This is a genomic window from Stenotrophomonas panacihumi (assembly GCF_001431645.1).
In the GTDB taxonomy this organism is placed as follows: domain Bacteria; phylum Pseudomonadota; class Gammaproteobacteria; order Xanthomonadales; family Xanthomonadaceae; genus Stenotrophomonas_A; species Stenotrophomonas_A panacihumi.
Window position 1 is genome coordinate 57,540 of sequence record NZ_LLXU01000066.1, and the last position, 12,999, is coordinate 70,538.

15 protein-coding genes are annotated in these 12,999 nt (G+C 69.2%); 1 reads left to right on the top strand and 14 read right to left on the bottom strand.

The window, feature by feature from the left end; all coding sequences use genetic code 11:
- Positions 1 to 19: 19 nt before the first annotated feature.
- The 14 genes from ybgF to ARC20_RS07110 all read right to left on the bottom strand — a co-directional run bounded on the left by ybgF (position 20) and on the right by ARC20_RS07110 (position 11,641).
- Positions 20 to 850 carry a tol-pal system protein YbgF gene (ybgF, locus tag ARC20_RS07045; protein ID WP_057646068.1) on the bottom strand — a complete coding sequence of 277 codons (831 nt, stop codon included), beginning with the start codon at positions 848 to 850 and terminating at the stop codon, positions 20 to 22.
- A gap of 6 nt (positions 851 to 856) precedes the next feature.
- Positions 857 to 1,369 (bottom strand): peptidoglycan-associated lipoprotein Pal, encoded by a 513-nt coding sequence (gene pal, locus ARC20_RS07050; protein WP_057646069.1) that lies wholly within the window; start codon positions 1,367 to 1,369, stop codon positions 857 to 859.
- A gap of 63 nt (positions 1,370 to 1,432) precedes the next feature.
- Positions 1,433 to 2,749 (bottom strand): Tol-Pal system beta propeller repeat protein TolB, encoded by a 1,317-nt coding sequence (gene tolB, locus ARC20_RS07055; RefSeq protein WP_057646070.1) that lies wholly within the window; start codon positions 2,747 to 2,749, stop codon positions 1,433 to 1,435.
- A 170-nt stretch (positions 2,750 to 2,919) separates the two neighbouring features.
- Positions 2,920 to 3,951 carry a cell envelope integrity protein TolA gene (tolA, locus tag ARC20_RS07060; protein WP_057646071.1) on the bottom strand — a complete coding sequence of 344 codons (1,032 nt, stop codon included), beginning with the start codon at positions 3,949 to 3,951 and terminating at the stop codon, positions 2,920 to 2,922.
- Complete coding sequence (tolR, locus tag ARC20_RS07065) at positions 3,941 to 4,366, bottom strand: protein TolR (protein ID WP_057646072.1); 426 nt, start codon at positions 4,364 to 4,366, stop codon at positions 3,941 to 3,943. The genes tolA and tolR overlap by 11 nt, the downstream gene beginning before the upstream one ends.
- Positions 4,367 to 4,405: 39 nt before the next feature.
- Complete coding sequence (gene tolQ, locus ARC20_RS07070) at positions 4,406 to 5,176, bottom strand: protein TolQ (protein WP_057646073.1); 771 nt, start codon at positions 5,174 to 5,176, stop codon at positions 4,406 to 4,408.
- Between the two features lie 10 nt (positions 5,177 to 5,186).
- Positions 5,187 to 5,630 (bottom strand): tol-pal system-associated acyl-CoA thioesterase, encoded by a 444-nt coding sequence (gene ybgC, locus ARC20_RS07075; RefSeq protein WP_057646074.1) that lies wholly within the window; start codon positions 5,628 to 5,630, stop codon positions 5,187 to 5,189.
- A complete protein-coding gene (gene ruvB, locus ARC20_RS07080; RefSeq protein ID WP_057646075.1) occupies positions 5,627 to 6,661 on the bottom strand; it encodes a Holliday junction branch migration DNA helicase RuvB in 1,035 nt (344 codons plus the stop codon). Before ruvB ends, ybgC begins: the two co-directional genes overlap by 4 nt.
- Positions 6,662 to 6,769: 108 nt before the next feature.
- The gene (locus tag ARC20_RS07085) at positions 6,770 to 8,686 is read right to left on the bottom strand and encodes a potassium transporter Kup (protein ID WP_057646076.1); all 1,917 of its coding nucleotides are present in this window, start codon (positions 8,684 to 8,686) and stop codon (positions 6,770 to 6,772) included.
- Positions 8,687 to 8,743: 57 nt separating this feature from the next.
- Entirely contained in the window at positions 8,744 to 9,331 is a 588-nt protein-coding gene (gene ruvA, locus ARC20_RS07090) for a Holliday junction branch migration protein RuvA (RefSeq protein WP_057646077.1), read from the bottom strand.
- A 43-nt stretch (positions 9,332 to 9,374) separates the two neighbouring features.
- Entirely contained in the window at positions 9,375 to 9,896 is a 522-nt protein-coding gene (ruvC, locus tag ARC20_RS07095; protein ID WP_057646078.1) for a crossover junction endodeoxyribonuclease RuvC, read from the bottom strand.
- Between the two features lie 12 nt (positions 9,897 to 9,908).
- Positions 9,909 to 10,637, bottom strand: a complete 729-nt coding sequence (locus ARC20_RS07100; RefSeq protein ID WP_057646079.1) for a YebC/PmpR family DNA-binding transcriptional regulator — start codon at positions 10,635 to 10,637, stop codon at positions 9,909 to 9,911.
- Positions 10,638 to 10,701: 64 nt separating this feature from the next.
- Entirely contained in the window at positions 10,702 to 11,307 is a 606-nt protein-coding gene (locus tag ARC20_RS07105) for an esterase/lipase family protein (protein WP_057646080.1), read from the bottom strand.
- 25 nt (positions 11,308 to 11,332) lie between these two features.
- On the bottom strand, positions 11,333 to 11,641 hold the full coding sequence (locus ARC20_RS07110) for an I78 family peptidase inhibitor (RefSeq protein WP_237642525.1): 309 nt from the start codon (positions 11,639 to 11,641) through the stop codon (positions 11,333 to 11,335).
- Positions 11,642 to 11,764: 123 nt separating this feature from the next.
- On the opposite strand from ARC20_RS07110, the gene ARC20_RS07115 reads away from it, so the two are divergent.
- Positions 11,765 to 12,892, top strand: coding sequence for a metallophosphoesterase (locus tag ARC20_RS07115; protein ID WP_108143476.1), 1,128 nt, complete (start codon positions 11,765 to 11,767; stop codon positions 12,890 to 12,892).
- Positions 12,893 to 12,999: the final 107 nt, after the last annotated feature.

Consider the following 12,999-nt stretch of genomic DNA (forward strand, 5'->3'; position numbering starts at 1 on the left):
AAGGAGAACGCGAGGGGGATCAGCGCAGGGCCTGGCCGATCTGGATCGAATGCAGCCGGTCCTGCGCCACGCGGGCGGCATCGGTACCGGGATATCGGCTCACGACGTCCTGCAGGGTCTGCTCGGCGGCGCGGGCATCGCCTTCGCCGTACTGGGACAGGCCCAGCTTGAGCAGGCCACCGGCGGCCTTGTCGTGGGTCGGGTAACGGGCCAGCAGGTCGCGGAACTGCGCCTCGGCCATCTGGAAATTGCGGGTGGCGTAGTAGCTTTCGCCCAGCCAGTACAGCGCGTTCGGGGTATAGACGCCGTTCGGGTACAGCTCCAGGAAGCTCTGGAACAGCTGCGCGGAATCGTCGTACTTGCCGTTCTTCAATGCATCGAAGGCGACGTTGTAGGAAGTGCGCTCGTCGCCACTGGCGGCAAGCGCGCCCGGATCGCCATGCACCGACGGCGCGCGTTCCTGCACGGCGGCGGCGGGAGCCGGCTTGGCGGCGGCGGGCTTGCCCGTCGGCGCGGGAGCCGGGGTGTTGGCCGGCGGCAACGGGGGCACGGCGCCTCCGGTTCCTTCCAGCCGGTTCAAGCGGCCATCCAGGTCCAGGTACTGGTCCTTGCTGGTCTGCTTGAGCTGTTCGTTCTCGTGCTGAAGCTGCTCGACGGTGGACTGGAGGTTCTGCACGGTGGAGCGCAGTTCCTGCAGCTGGTTGAGCAGGTCGGTATTGGCCTGGCTGTTGTTGGCCTGCGATTCGAGCACGGCCACGCGGTCGGCGAGGCTGGCCCGCTGCGCATGCACCGGCGCGGCGACCACGAGGGTCGCCGCGACGGCCAGGGTAGTGATTACCCGGAGCAACATGACTGCTTACTTCGCGGTGTACACGATCTCGACGCGACGGTTCTGCGACCAGCAGGCCTCGTTCGAGTCGGTGCAGACCGGACGCTCTTCGCCGTAGCTGACGACGGTCAGCTGGCTGCCCGAGCCACCGTTGGCCTGGAGGGCCGAGGACACGCCGTTGCCACGACGCTCACCCAGGGCCTGGTTGTAGGCGCGCGAGCCACGCTCGTCGGTGTTGCCTTCCAGGGTGATGCGGGCCGACGGACGGTCACGCAGGTACTTGGCGTGGCACGCCATGATGGCCTGGAACTCCGGCTTCACGGTGTCCTGGTCGAAGTCGAAGTAGACGACGCGCTGACGCAGGCAAGCGTCGGTATCCAGGTCGCCCGGGCCGTACAGGCCGGAGGTCGACGGCTGGGCCGGGACGGCGGTGCCGGTGTCAACAGGAGCCTGCGGCTGCTCCTTGACCTTCTTCGAACAGCCGGCCAGGGCGGCAACAGACAGCAGCGAAACAAGCAGGACGCGGGTGGACTTGTTCATGGCGATACCTTTTGGTGGCTCCTAAGCCAATGAGGGGTGTTTAACGCAAGCGAAATATTAACATTAACGCGCGGTCCGGTAGGGGCCCCAAGAGGGTTCCCTCACGTCGCCGTCAGCCAGGACCAACCGCTGGCGCACCCGGCCATCGGTCGAAACGGCGTACAGCACGCCGCGCCCCCCCTCGCGGGCGGCATAGAGGATCATGCTGGCGTTGGGCGCGAAGCTCGGCGATTCGTCGAGATTGCCCATGGAAACCGTGTTCCAGCTCGGCGAGCCGAGGCTGCGGTCCATCACCGCGATCTTGTAGGAGTTGCCCGCGCCCTGGGCGACGGCGATCTTCTTGCCGTCGTAGGAGACGCTGGCCTTGGCGTTGTAGTTGCCCTGGAAGCTCACCCGGCTGGCGCTGCCGCCGCTGGCCGCGACCTGGTAGATCTGCGGGCGGCCGCCACGGTCGGAGGTGAAGTAGATGGTGTTGCCGTCCGCGCTCCAGGTCGGCTCGGTATCGATGCCGAAGTGGTTGGTCAACTGGGTCAGCTGCTTGCTGCCCAGGTCCATGACGTAGATTTCCGGGTTGCCGCTGCGCGACAGCGCCATGGCCAGCTTGCGGCCGTCCGGCGAGAACGACGGGGCGCTGTTGATGCCGCGGAAGCTGGCGACCAGCTCACGGCCGCCGGTGGCGATGTCCTGCACGTAGATCGAGGAGTTGCCGCGCTCGAAGCTCACGTAGGCCAGCTTGCGGCCGTCCGGGCTCCAGTCCGGCGAGAGCAGCGGCTCGGCCGAACGCACGATGGTCTGCGGGTTGTAGCCGTCCGAGTCGGCCACCATCAGCGCGTAACGCATGTTGCCGCCGCTGCCGCTGGCGGTGATGTAGGCGATGCGGGTCCAGAACGCGCCGCGCACGCCGGTGATCTTCTCGTAGATGGCATCGGCCATCTGGTGGGCGACGTCGCGCATGGCGTTGCTGCGCGCGGTCATCGCCAGGCCGAGCAGGCGCTCGCCCTTGGCCACGTCGAACAGCTCGTACTCCACGCGGTAGGCGCCTTCGCCGGCATCCATGACGCGGCCGACGACGATGTAGTTCTGCTTGAGCGCCTTCCAGGTCGGGAACTGGATCTCGCTGCCGCGGGTCGGCTTCTCGATGATCTGCGCGAGCGGCAGGCTGCGGAACTGGCCCGAGCGGTCCAGGTCGGCGGCGACCACGGCCGAGACATCGGTGTTCGGCGTGCCGGCCGAGCCCTGGTACGGCATGGGCACCACGGTGATCGGGGTGGCCGAGGCGTTGCCGCCGACGATGTCGATTTCCAGGCCCCGCTGCTGCGCCATGGCGGCGAACGGCAGCAGGAGGGCGGCGAAAAGGGCTAACCAGCGCGGATTCTTCATGGATCGCTCGGTGGCTCGAAAGAAAAAGTGAACAAGGGATAGCAAGCGCGAGGTGAACATTTTCGCAATCGTGAACAAAGACGGCGTGAAATGCCATCGCCGATCGGCGTCCGGCGGGGTGCGACGGCTCGCCCCATGGGGGGCGGACGCAGCTCGCCGCGGGACGCGCCTCAACGATCCTGCGCGGTGAAGTTGAAGGTCAGGTTGCGCTGGAAGACGGACTCGAAACCGCGATAGGGCAACGGCTGGGCGCGCATCACGGCGGCCTCCACCGAGCGCTTGCCGGCCTCGTCGAACGGGCATCCGGCCGAGACCTGGGCCTCGACCACCTGCCCACCGGGCAGCTGGCGGATGTTGATGGTGCACTTCTGCCCCAACGGCACCGAATCCGGCCGCACCCACTGCGATAGCACCGCCTGCTGGATCGCGGCAGCGTACTGCGCGGTGAGGTCGGTGTTGGTGCCTCCCTGCCCGGCCGTGGTCTGCGGCGCGGCCGAACTGTTGGCCGCGGCGGCCTTGGCGCGGGCGTCGGCCAGCTGGCGCAGCTTCTGCTCGGCCAGCTGCGCATCACGCTGGGCCTGCTCGCGCTGCTTGCGGATGTCGGCCAGCTTCTGCTCGCGCTCGGCCTGCGCCTGCGCGGCTTCGGCGGCCTTCTTCTTGTCGGCCTCTTCCTGCTGCTGCTTGGCCAGGCGCTGCTTCTGCTCGGCCTCTTCCTGGCGCTGGCGCTCGGTCAGGTCGATCTGCTCCTGGCGGCGCTTCTCTTCCTGTTCCTGCTTGGCCTTCTCCTCGGCGATGGCCATGGCGCTGACGCGCTCCTGGTCCACCTTGTCCGGTTCGGCCACGCGCTCCTGCGCCTGTTGCTGCTGCGGGGTCGGCGCGTCCTGCGGGCGCGGCTCGGGCACCGGCTGCGGCGGCGGCACGGTGTCTTCCGGCGCCTCGCGCACCGGCGTGGGCTCGGGCTGCGCCTGCACGGGCGTTTCGCGCAGGGCCTGGCGCGCGGCGCGCGCTTCGGACGCACTCACTTCCAGGCTCGCTTCCAGGCTCGGGTCGCCGGCGGCCGGTTCGGTCTGGCGCTGCGGCGACCACAGCCAGGCGCCAATGAACACCAGCGCCACCAGCAGGTGGATGACCACCGCCAGGACGACCGGTCGGCCCCAACCTTCCTCGCGGGGCGGCAGCGGTGGCAGCGCGTCAGCGTGCATTGCCGCCCGAATCGGTGAGCAGGCCGACCTTCTCCACGCGGGCGCGCTTGAGCGCGTCCATCGCGTCGATCACGCGCTGGTACGGCACGGTGCTGTCGGCGGCGACCACCACGCGGGTGTTCTTGTCCTGCGCGACGATGGCGGCCAGCTGGGTGCGCAGGGCTTCGGCATCCACGGCCTGCTGCTTGCCATCAGGCAGCGTCAGGCCGAGCTGGCCGTCGCCATGCACGGTGACGACGATCGGGTCCTGCTTGCTCTCCAGCGCCTTGGCGCGGGAGGTCGGCAGGTCGACGTCGATGCTCAGGGTCAACAGCGGCGCGGTGACCATGAAGATGATCAGCAGCACGAGCATCACGTCGATATACGGCACAACGTTGATCTCGGACTTGAGCTTGCGGCGTTTGCGGCGGGACATGCGGTGCGTCTCCTCGGGCTCCTGCGCGACGGGCGGCGCTTATTCGTCGGCGCCGGCCTGGCGCTGCAGGATCGAGCTGAACTCGTCGGCGAAGGTTTCGTAGCGCACGGACAGGCGCTCGACGCGGGTGGTGAAGCGGTTGTAGGCCCACACCGCCGGGATCGCCACGAACAGGCCGATGGCGGTGGCGAACAGCGCCTCCGAGATGCCCGGCGCGACGGCCGCGATGCCGGCCTGCTCGCCGCTGGAGACCATGTCGTGCATGGTCACCATGATGCCGAACACGGTGCCGACCAGGCCGACGTACGGCGCGGTGGAACCGATGTTGGCCAGCAGCTCCAGGTTGCGCTCGATCTGGTCGACCTCGCGCGTCATCGTGGTGCGCATGGCGCGCTGGGCGCCCTCGAGCTGGCCGCGGGCGTCCATGCGGCGACGGTCGCGCAGGCGGCTGAACTCGCGGTAGCCGGCTTCGAAGATCGCTTCCAGGCCGTTGACCGAGCGGTTGCGGTCGGTGGCCGAGGCGTACAGCTTGCCGAGGTCGGCGCCGGACCAGAAGCGGTTCTCGAAGTCGTCGGCCTCGCGGTTGGCGTTCTTGTAGATGCGCGCCTTGCGGAAAATGATGACCCAGCTGATGAACGAGCCGACCAGCAGCAGCAGGACGATCAGCTTGACCGGGATGCTCGCGCGCGCGATCAGTTCCAGGTAGTTGATGTTGCCCGTGTGCGCGACGGTCTGCGCGGCGGCTTGGGTGACGTCCGGCGGCAGCGTCTCGACGACGGCGTCCTGCAGGGCCAGGAGCAAAGCGATCATCCGTTGTTCCTCAGTGTTCGGATTCTATGATTTCCAGGGCTTTCAAGCGTGCGTACAGCGCGTCCTCGAGGCCGCGGGGCCGGAACGTGGCCGCCTCCAGCGCCGCCACCTTGACCTCGGCGGCGATCAGCAGCACGCCCTGCCGGACGATGCGCTGCTCGAACACCAGGCTGGCCTTGCGGCACTGGCGCAGGATGACCTCCACCTCCAGCGCATCGTCCAGCCGCGCCGGCTTGAGGAAGTCCACCCGCATCGACCGCACCGCGAACACCAGCCCGTGGTCCTGCCGCGTACTTTCCTGCCCGTAGCCCAGCGAACGCATCCATTCCGTGCGCGCCCGCTCCATGAAGGCGACGTAGCGCGCATGGTAGACCACGCCACCGGCGTCGGTATCTTCCCAGTAAACCCGTGTCGGCCAACTGAATCGCGGCACGACGGCATTGGCATCGCTCAAAACAGGTCTCCACTCTCGCCGGGGGCGTCGGCGGTGTCGCGGCGCGGCTGCAGGCCCAGGTGGCGGTACGCCTTGTGGGTGGCCATGCGGCCGCGCGCGGTGCGCACCAAAAAGCCCTGCTGGATCAGGTAGGGCTCGATGACGTCCTCCAGCGTGCCGCGCTCTTCGGAGAGCGAGGCGGCCAGGGATTCGACGCCGACCGGGCCGCCGTCGAAATGATCGATCAGGGTGTGCAGCAGGCGGCGGTCGAGCTCGTCGAAGCCTTCCGGGTCCACCTTGAGCATCTTCATCGCCGCGTCGGCCACTTCCACGTCGATGCGGCCGTTGGCGCGCACCTGGGCGTAGTCGCGCACGCGGCGCAGCAGGCGGTTGGCGATGCGCGGGGTGCCGCGCGAGCGCCGCGCGATCTCGCCGGCGCCCTCGGGGGTGCAGTCAATGCCGAGGATTGCCGCCGAACGGATGACGATCCGGGTCAGCTCTTCGGGGCTGTAGAACTGCAGGCGCTGCACGATGCCGAAGCGGTCGCGCAACGGCGCGGTCAGCAGGCCGGCGCGGGTGGTGGCGCCGATCAGGGTGAACGGCGGCAGGTCGATCTTGATCGAGCGCGCGGCCGGGCCCTCGCCGATCATGATGTCGATCTGGAAATCCTCCATCGCCGGATAGAGCACTTCCTCCACCACGGGCGAGAGGCGATGGATCTCGTCCACGAACAGCACGTCGTGCGGCTGCAGGTTGGTGAGCAGCGCGGCCAGGTCGCCGGCCTTCTCGATCACCGGGCCGGAGGTCACCCGCAGGGCCACGCCCAGCTCGTTGGCGATGACATGGCTCAGCGTGGTCTTGCCCAGGCCGGGCGGCCCGAAGATCAGCACGTGGTCCAGCGCCTCGCCGCGCGCCTTGGCCGCCTCGATGTAGATGCCCAGCTGTTCGCGCACCGGCTGCTGGCCGAGGTAATCGGCCAGGCGCTTGGGGCGGATGCTGGCATCGGCCGCGTCGTCCTCGCGGGTGGCGCTGCTGTCGATGAGGCGGTCCATGGGGGATGCGGCGGCCGGGTGCGGGGAATCGTCGGCCATCTTAGCGGCTCGGCGCGCCGACCGCGCCCTTGCCGGCGACGGACGGCGTGATTTCCCGCCCCTGCGCGATCAGATCTCCACCTGCGCGCCGAGTTCCACCAGCCGGTTGCCCGGGATGCGGAAGAAGCCGGTGGCCGGGGCGGCGTTGCGATGCATGAGCGCGAACAGCTTGTCGCGCCAGATCGGCATGCCGCGGTTGGCGCTGGCCACGATGGTCTCGCGGCTGGCGAAGAAGGTGGTGTCCATCGGGTCGAAGTAGATGCCGCCGTAGTCGCAGGCGCGCATCAGCGCCAGCGGCACGTCCGGGGTCTCCATGAAGCCGAAGCGCACGTAGACGCGATAGAACTCGTCGCCGATGGACTCGATCTTCAGCCGCTTGTCCTTCGGCGCGTACGGGATCGGCAGCGTCTCCACGTTGAGGAACACGTTGCGCTCGTGCAGCACCTTGTTGTGCTTGAGGTTGTGCATCAGCGCATGCGGCACCACCATCGGGTCGGCGGTGAGGAACACCGCCGTGCCCGGCACGCGCGCCGGCGGGGCGAGCATCAGGCCGGGCAGGAAGCTGTCGATGCGGATGCCGTCCTTGCGGATCTCCTCGCGCAGCAGCGCGCGGCCACGGCGCCAGGTGCGCATCAGGGTGAACACCACGATGCCCAGCGCCAGCGGGAACCACGCGCCCTGCAGCAGCTTCACCGCGTTGGCGACCACGAAGGCCAGCTCGATCACGAAGAACAGCACGCACAGCGGCAGCACCCAGCGGCGGTGGGTGGGCCACAGCGCGCGCGCCACCAGCGCCAGCAGCAGGGTGTCGATCAGCATCGTCATCGACACCGAGATGCCGTAGGCCACGGCCAGGTTGGTCGAGCTGCGGAACACCAGCACCAGCGCGATCACCATGATGGCCAGCAGCCAGTTGATGCCCGGCACGTAGATCTGGCCGATGGTGTCGCGCGAGGTGTGCTTGACCAGCATGCGCGGGATGTAGCCCAGCTGCATCGCCTGGCGCGCCACCGAGTAGGCGCCGGTGATGACCGCCTGGGAGGCGATCACCGCGGCCATGGTGGCCAGGACGATCATCGGGTACAGCGCCCAGCCCGGCACCGCCTCGAAGAACGGGTTCTTCAGCGATTCGGGGCGGTCCAGCACCAGCGCGCCCTGCCCGAGGTAATTCAGCAGCAGGCACGGCAGCACGAAGAAGTACCAGGCCTGGCGGATCGGCCGCGCGCCGAAGTGGCCCATGTCGGCATACAGCGCCTCGCCGCCGGTCACCGCCAGCACCACCGCGCCGAGGATGAAGACGCCGTGCCAGCCGTGCTCCATGAAAAAGCGCACGCCCCACCACGGGTTGAAGGCCTTGAGCACTTCCGGCGCATCGAAGATGTTCCAGATGCCGATGGCCGCCAGCGCCAGGAACCACACCGTCATGATCGGGCCGAACACCCGGCCGACCTTCTCGGTGCCGAAGCGCTGGGCCAGGAACACGCAGCACAGCACCGCCACGGTGATCGGCACGATGAACGGATGCAGCGAGGGCGCGGCGATTTCCAGGCCCTCCACGGCGCCCATCACGGTGATCGCCGGGGTGATCACGCCGTCGCCGAAAAACAGCGAGGCGCCGAAGATGCCCAGGATGCCGATGAAGTACGCCGAACGCGATCCCTGGCGGAAGGTGCGCTGCGCCAGCGCCATCAACGCCATCACGCCGCCCTCGCCCTCGTTGTCGGCGCGCATGATGATGGTGACGTACTTGAGCGTCACCACGATCATCAGCGCCCAGAACGCCAGCGACAGCACGCCCAGCACGGTGTCGTGGTTGCCCTCCAGGCCGTAGTGCGGCGAGAACGCCTCCTTCAGCGTGTACAGCGGGCTGGTGCCGATGTCGCCGAACACGACGCCGATGGCGCCCAGCACCAGGGCCATGCCCGGCGAAGGCGCATGCCCGCCGTGGGAGCCGCTGGCGGCGTGGGGGGTGGAAGTCTGGGACATGTCGGGCCGAGGGTATCGCCAGCAGGCGTGAAAGGTGAGTGGGGTCGCGCCGCGCCTTTAGCGCAGCGCGGCCTGCAGGGCCTTGCGGATCACGGTGGCGACGTCGTCGCCCGCCGCGCCGGCCTCGCGCGCCATGCGCGCCGCTTCGGCCGGCTTGTAGCCCAGCTGCTGCAACGCCACGGTGGCTTCGGACACCGGGTCGGTGCCCAGCGCGCCGGTGATCGGCGCGCCACCGCCGCCGAAGTCCGCCGCGCGGTCCTTCAGCTCGACCACCATGCGCTCGGCGGTCTTCTTGCCGATGCCGGGGATGCGGGTCAGCGCGGTGATGTCGCCGGTCTGGATGAGGCGGGCGAACTCGTCCACGCTTACGCCGGAAAGCACCGCCAGGGCGATCTTCGCGCCGACGCCGCTGACGCGCTGCAGGTCGCGGAACAGGCGCCGCTCGCTCTCGCGCAGGAAGCCGTACAGCGAGACGCTGTCTTCCTTCTGCGCGTAGTGGGTGAACAGGATGACGTCGCGGCCCACGTCCGGCAGGTCGTAGAAGGTGCTCATCGGCGCCTCCAGCTCGTAGCCGACGCCGCCGACGTCGATCACCAGCCAGGGCGGCTGCTTGTGGGCGAGGAGGCCGCGGAGTCGTCCGATCATGGGAAAGCCTGCGAAGTCATAAGTAAGGAGAACCGCGCCGCGGTCACTTGCGGCCCCAGGCCACGCGCGTGCCCACGCCCAGGCGCTGCGCGGTGGCGCGCACGTGGGCATGGGTGATCGCCACGGCCAGCGCGTCGGCCGCGTCGGCCTGCAGCTTGCCCTTGAGGTTGAGCATCACGCCGACCATGTGCTGGACCTGCACCTTGTCCGCCCCGCCCTTGCCGACCACCGCCAGCTTGATCTCGGTGGCGGCGTACTCGTGCACCGGCAGGTCGCGCAGCACCACGGCGCTGATCGCCGCGCCGCGCGCCTGGCCGAGCTTGAGCGCCGAATCGGGGTTGCGCGACATGAACACCTGCTCGATCGCCACCTCGTCGGGCCGGTATTCCTCGATGATCGCGGCCAGCCCGAGCAGCAGCCGCTTCAACCGCCCGGCGAAGTCGCCTTCGCCCAGCAGCATCAACGGCTGGTGGTGGACATGCACAGTCCGCCCGGTGGCATCCACGTCGATGATGCCGACGCCGGTGCGCTGCGAGCCTGGGTCGATGCCGAGGATGCGGGCCATGGGCGGGCGCCGTCAGGCGCCCAACGACGCCTGGTCGACGTTCGAGTACACGTCCTGGACATCGTCCAGGTCCTCGAGCATGTCCAGCAGCTTGCGTACCTGCAGCGCGGTGTCGCCGTCCACGGCGATGTCGTTCTCGGCGCGGAAGGTGATTTCGGCGTGGTCCGGCGCCAGGCCGGCGGCGCCGATGGCGTCCTTGACCGCGCTGAAGGCGTCCGGGGCGGTCAGCACGTCGATGGCGCCGTCCTCCGGGTAGACCACCACGTCGTCCGCGCCGGCCTCGATGGCGGCCTCGGTGACGCGATCCTCGTCGCTGCCGGCGGCGAAGCTCAGCACGCCCAGGCGCTTGAACATGAAGGCCACCGAGCCTTCGGTGCCCATGTTGCCGCCGCACTTGCTGAAGGCATGGCGGACATCGGCCACGGTGCGCACGCGGTTGTCGGTGAGGCAGTCCACGATGACCGCCACGCCGCCCGGCGCGTAGCCTTCGTAGCGGATTTCCTCGTACTCGACGCCTTCCAGCTCGCCAGTGGCCTTCTTGATGGCGCGCTCGATGACGTCCTTGGACATGTTGGCGGTGAGGCCCTTGTCCATGGCCACGCGCAGGCGCGGGTTGTTGTTCGGGTCACCCCCGCCCGCGCGGGCGGCCACGCCGATCTCGCGGATGATCTTGGTGAAAACCTTGCCACGCTTCGCGTCGGACGCGTTCTTGCGGGCTTCGATGGAAGGGCCTCTACCCATGGGTATTCCACTGCGAGCTGATGACAGGGCGCGGATTTTAACCGATCCCCCGCCCGCGCCGCCGTCAGTGGACGAACCGGCCCTGCCGCAGGAACGCCACGACCTGGGCGGCCACCGCCGCCGACAGCAGCAGGCCCGAGTGGCTGGCGGCCACCTCGCAGTGGTCGGCCAGGCCGGGCCAGCGCGTCTCGGCCAGGGCCACGGTGCCGTCGGAAGGCCCTTCCAGCGGGGCGAACCAGCGGCCAAAGCCGTGCGGCACGGTGCCGGCGACCACGCCCACAGCCGGGCAGTTCTCCCAAACGGGCACGCCACGGCACAACAGGCCGGCCGAACGGCCGAGCGCCAGGCCGGCGCCGAAACGCCGCATCCCGCCGGCCGCCGCGCTGCCGAGCAGCGGCGACCCCAGGCAGACCACCCGCGTCACCGCCGGCGCCGGCCAGTGGTGCAGGGTTTCCAGCGCCATCAAGCCGCCGAGGCTGTGGCCGACCAATGCCTGCGCGCCGCTGGCGGCGATGCGTTCGGCCAGCCGCGGCATGGCCGCCTCGGCGCCGCCGAACAGGCTGGCATAGCCGAACAGCTCGACCTCGAAGCCGGCACGACGCAACCGCCACGCCAGGGGCGCGAGCCAGTGGCGCGAGTTCCACAGGCCATGGACGAGCAGGACCTTCATCGCGTGCCCCGTGCGGATGCCGTACTCAGCCGCAATCGAGCTTGGTGATGACGTTGCCGCCGTCGACGTAAACGTTGATGCGGTCCGGCTTGAAATCGCGCGTGACCGCCTGGCCCGGGGCGATCGGGCGGATCAGGCCGGCGCCGCTCTCCTTCCACACGCGCGCCATGACCTGCTGGTCGGAGGGCTGGCCGACGGCCCAGGCCACGCGATCGGCATGGCAGGCGCCATCGCTGCGCACTTGCGGCCCGGGGCTTTCGGGCTGCATCGACTTCGGCGGCGCGCACGCGGCGAGGCCGAAAACCAGGACGACACCCATCGCTGCATGCTTCATCGCACTGCTCCCTCGTGGACGATCGGCGCGAGCATAGCAGCGCCCCGGCGTAGCCCGGCGTCACGACGGGCATGACCTATGGAACCGGCAGCGCGCGGCGAACCGGGGCATCATCGGGGGCTTGTGTTGTCCGTCCGGCCCGCCATGCGCTCCCTGCTTCCGCTGTTCGCCCTGCTGCTTGCCCCCCTCGCCTTCGCCGACGAACCGGCGGCACCGCCCGCCCCACTGGATGACGGCCCCTACCTGCGCCGCGCGGGCAATGGGCTGGACGCCGAGTGGGTGTGCGACGGCCAGGTGCAGCGCGCGCATGTCGCCTTCCGCCACGGCCGTGCGACGGTCCCGGCGCGTTGCGGCTACCCGCATGCGCTGGAGATCGACGCCGCACCCGCGCCGCCGGTGCGCGCCGAGCGGCCGATGCCGGCGAAGCTGGCCGCGCTGTCGGACATCCATGGCCAGTACGGGATCCTGCGCCAGCTGCTGCACGCCAACGGGCTGATCGACGCGCAGGATGGCTGGGCCTGGGGCGATGGCCTGCTGGTGGTGAACGGCGATGTGTTCGACCGCGGCCCGCAGGTCACCGAGGCGTTCTGGCTGTTGCAGCAGCTGCAGCGGCAGGCACGCGCGGCCGGTGGCGACGTGCTGTTCGTGCTCGGCAATCACGAAACGATGGAGCTGTACGACGACCTGCGTTACCTCAACCCGAAGTACGCGCAGGTCGCCACGCTGCTCGGCCGGCCGTATCCGGCGCTGTACGACGCCGACAGCGTGCTCGGCGCATGGCTGCGGCAGGCACCGGCGATCGCGCGGGTGGGCGACACGCTGTTCCTGCACGGTGGCATCTCGCCGGAATTCCTCGCCCAGGGCATCGACCGCGACGAGGCCAACACGCGCTACCGGCAATCGCTCGGTACGCCGAAGGCGCAGGTGAAAGCCGATCCACGCACCGCGCCGCTGTATGACGGCAAGACCAGCCCGATCTGGTATCGCGGTTACTTCGACGGCCGCGCCACGCCGGAAGCGGTGACGGCGGTGCTCGCGCAGCTCGGCGTTTCGCGGATCGTCGTCGGCCATACCTCGATGGCGCACGTGGGCAGCTATTTCGACGGGCGGGTGATCGCCATCGACAGCAGCATCAAGCGCGGGGAGTCCGGGGAAATGTTGCTGATCGAGAACGGCGAGGTGAGTCGCGGGCTGCTCGATGGCACGCGGGCGCCGCTGCTGCCGGGCAGCGGTGAGGACGAGGACGACTGACGGGGTTCTTTCGGGGGCTGGCGGTGTGGATCGGCTCGCATGGATCCGTGCACGGCCTGCGGGGGCGGGGCCCTTTCGGGACACGCCGTAAACCCATCCATGGGGGC

What these genes read in the sequence shown, in the direction of transcription:
- ybgF (WP_057646068.1), bottom strand. Translation starts at nt 850, where the DNA reads ATGTTGCTCCGGGTAATCACTACCCTGGCCGTCGCGGCGACCCTCGTG.
- pal (WP_057646069.1), bottom strand. Translation starts at nt 1,369, where the DNA reads ATGAACAAGTCCACCCGCGTCCTGCTTGTTTCGCTGCTGTCTGTTGCC.
- tolB (WP_057646070.1), bottom strand. Translation starts at nt 2,749, where the DNA reads ATGAAGAATCCGCGCTGGTTAGCCCTTTTCGCCGCCCTCCTGCTGCCG.
- tolA (WP_057646071.1), bottom strand. Translation starts at nt 3,951, where the DNA reads ATGCACGCTGACGCGCTGCCACCGCTGCCGCCCCGCGAGGAAGGTTGG.
- tolR (WP_057646072.1), bottom strand. Translation starts at nt 4,366, where the DNA reads ATGTCCCGCCGCAAACGCCGCAAGCTCAAGTCCGAGATCAACGTTGTG.
- tolQ (WP_057646073.1), bottom strand. Translation starts at nt 5,176, where the DNA reads ATGATCGCTTTGCTCCTGGCCCTGCAGGACGCCGTCGTCGAGACGCTG.
- ruvB (WP_057646075.1), bottom strand. Translation starts at nt 6,661, where the DNA reads ATGGACCGCCTCATCGACAGCAGCGCCACCCGCGAGGACGACGCGGCC.
- ARC20_RS07085 (WP_057646076.1), bottom strand. Translation starts at nt 8,686, where the DNA reads ATGTCCCAGACTTCCACCCCCCACGCCGCCAGCGGCTCCCACGGCGGG.
- ruvA (WP_057646077.1), bottom strand. Translation starts at nt 9,331, where the DNA reads ATGATCGGACGACTCCGCGGCCTCCTCGCCCACAAGCAGCCGCCCTGG.
- ruvC (WP_057646078.1), bottom strand. Translation starts at nt 9,896, where the DNA reads ATGGCCCGCATCCTCGGCATCGACCCAGGCTCGCAGCGCACCGGCGTC.
- ARC20_RS07100 (WP_057646079.1), bottom strand. Translation starts at nt 10,637, where the DNA reads ATGGGTAGAGGCCCTTCCATCGAAGCCCGCAAGAACGCGTCCGACGCG.
- ARC20_RS07105 (WP_057646080.1), bottom strand. Translation starts at nt 11,307, where the DNA reads ATGAAGGTCCTGCTCGTCCATGGCCTGTGGAACTCGCGCCACTGGCTC.
- ARC20_RS07110 (WP_237642525.1), bottom strand. Translation starts at nt 11,641, where the DNA reads ATGAAGCATGCAGCGATGGGTGTCGTCCTGGTTTTCGGCCTCGCCGCG.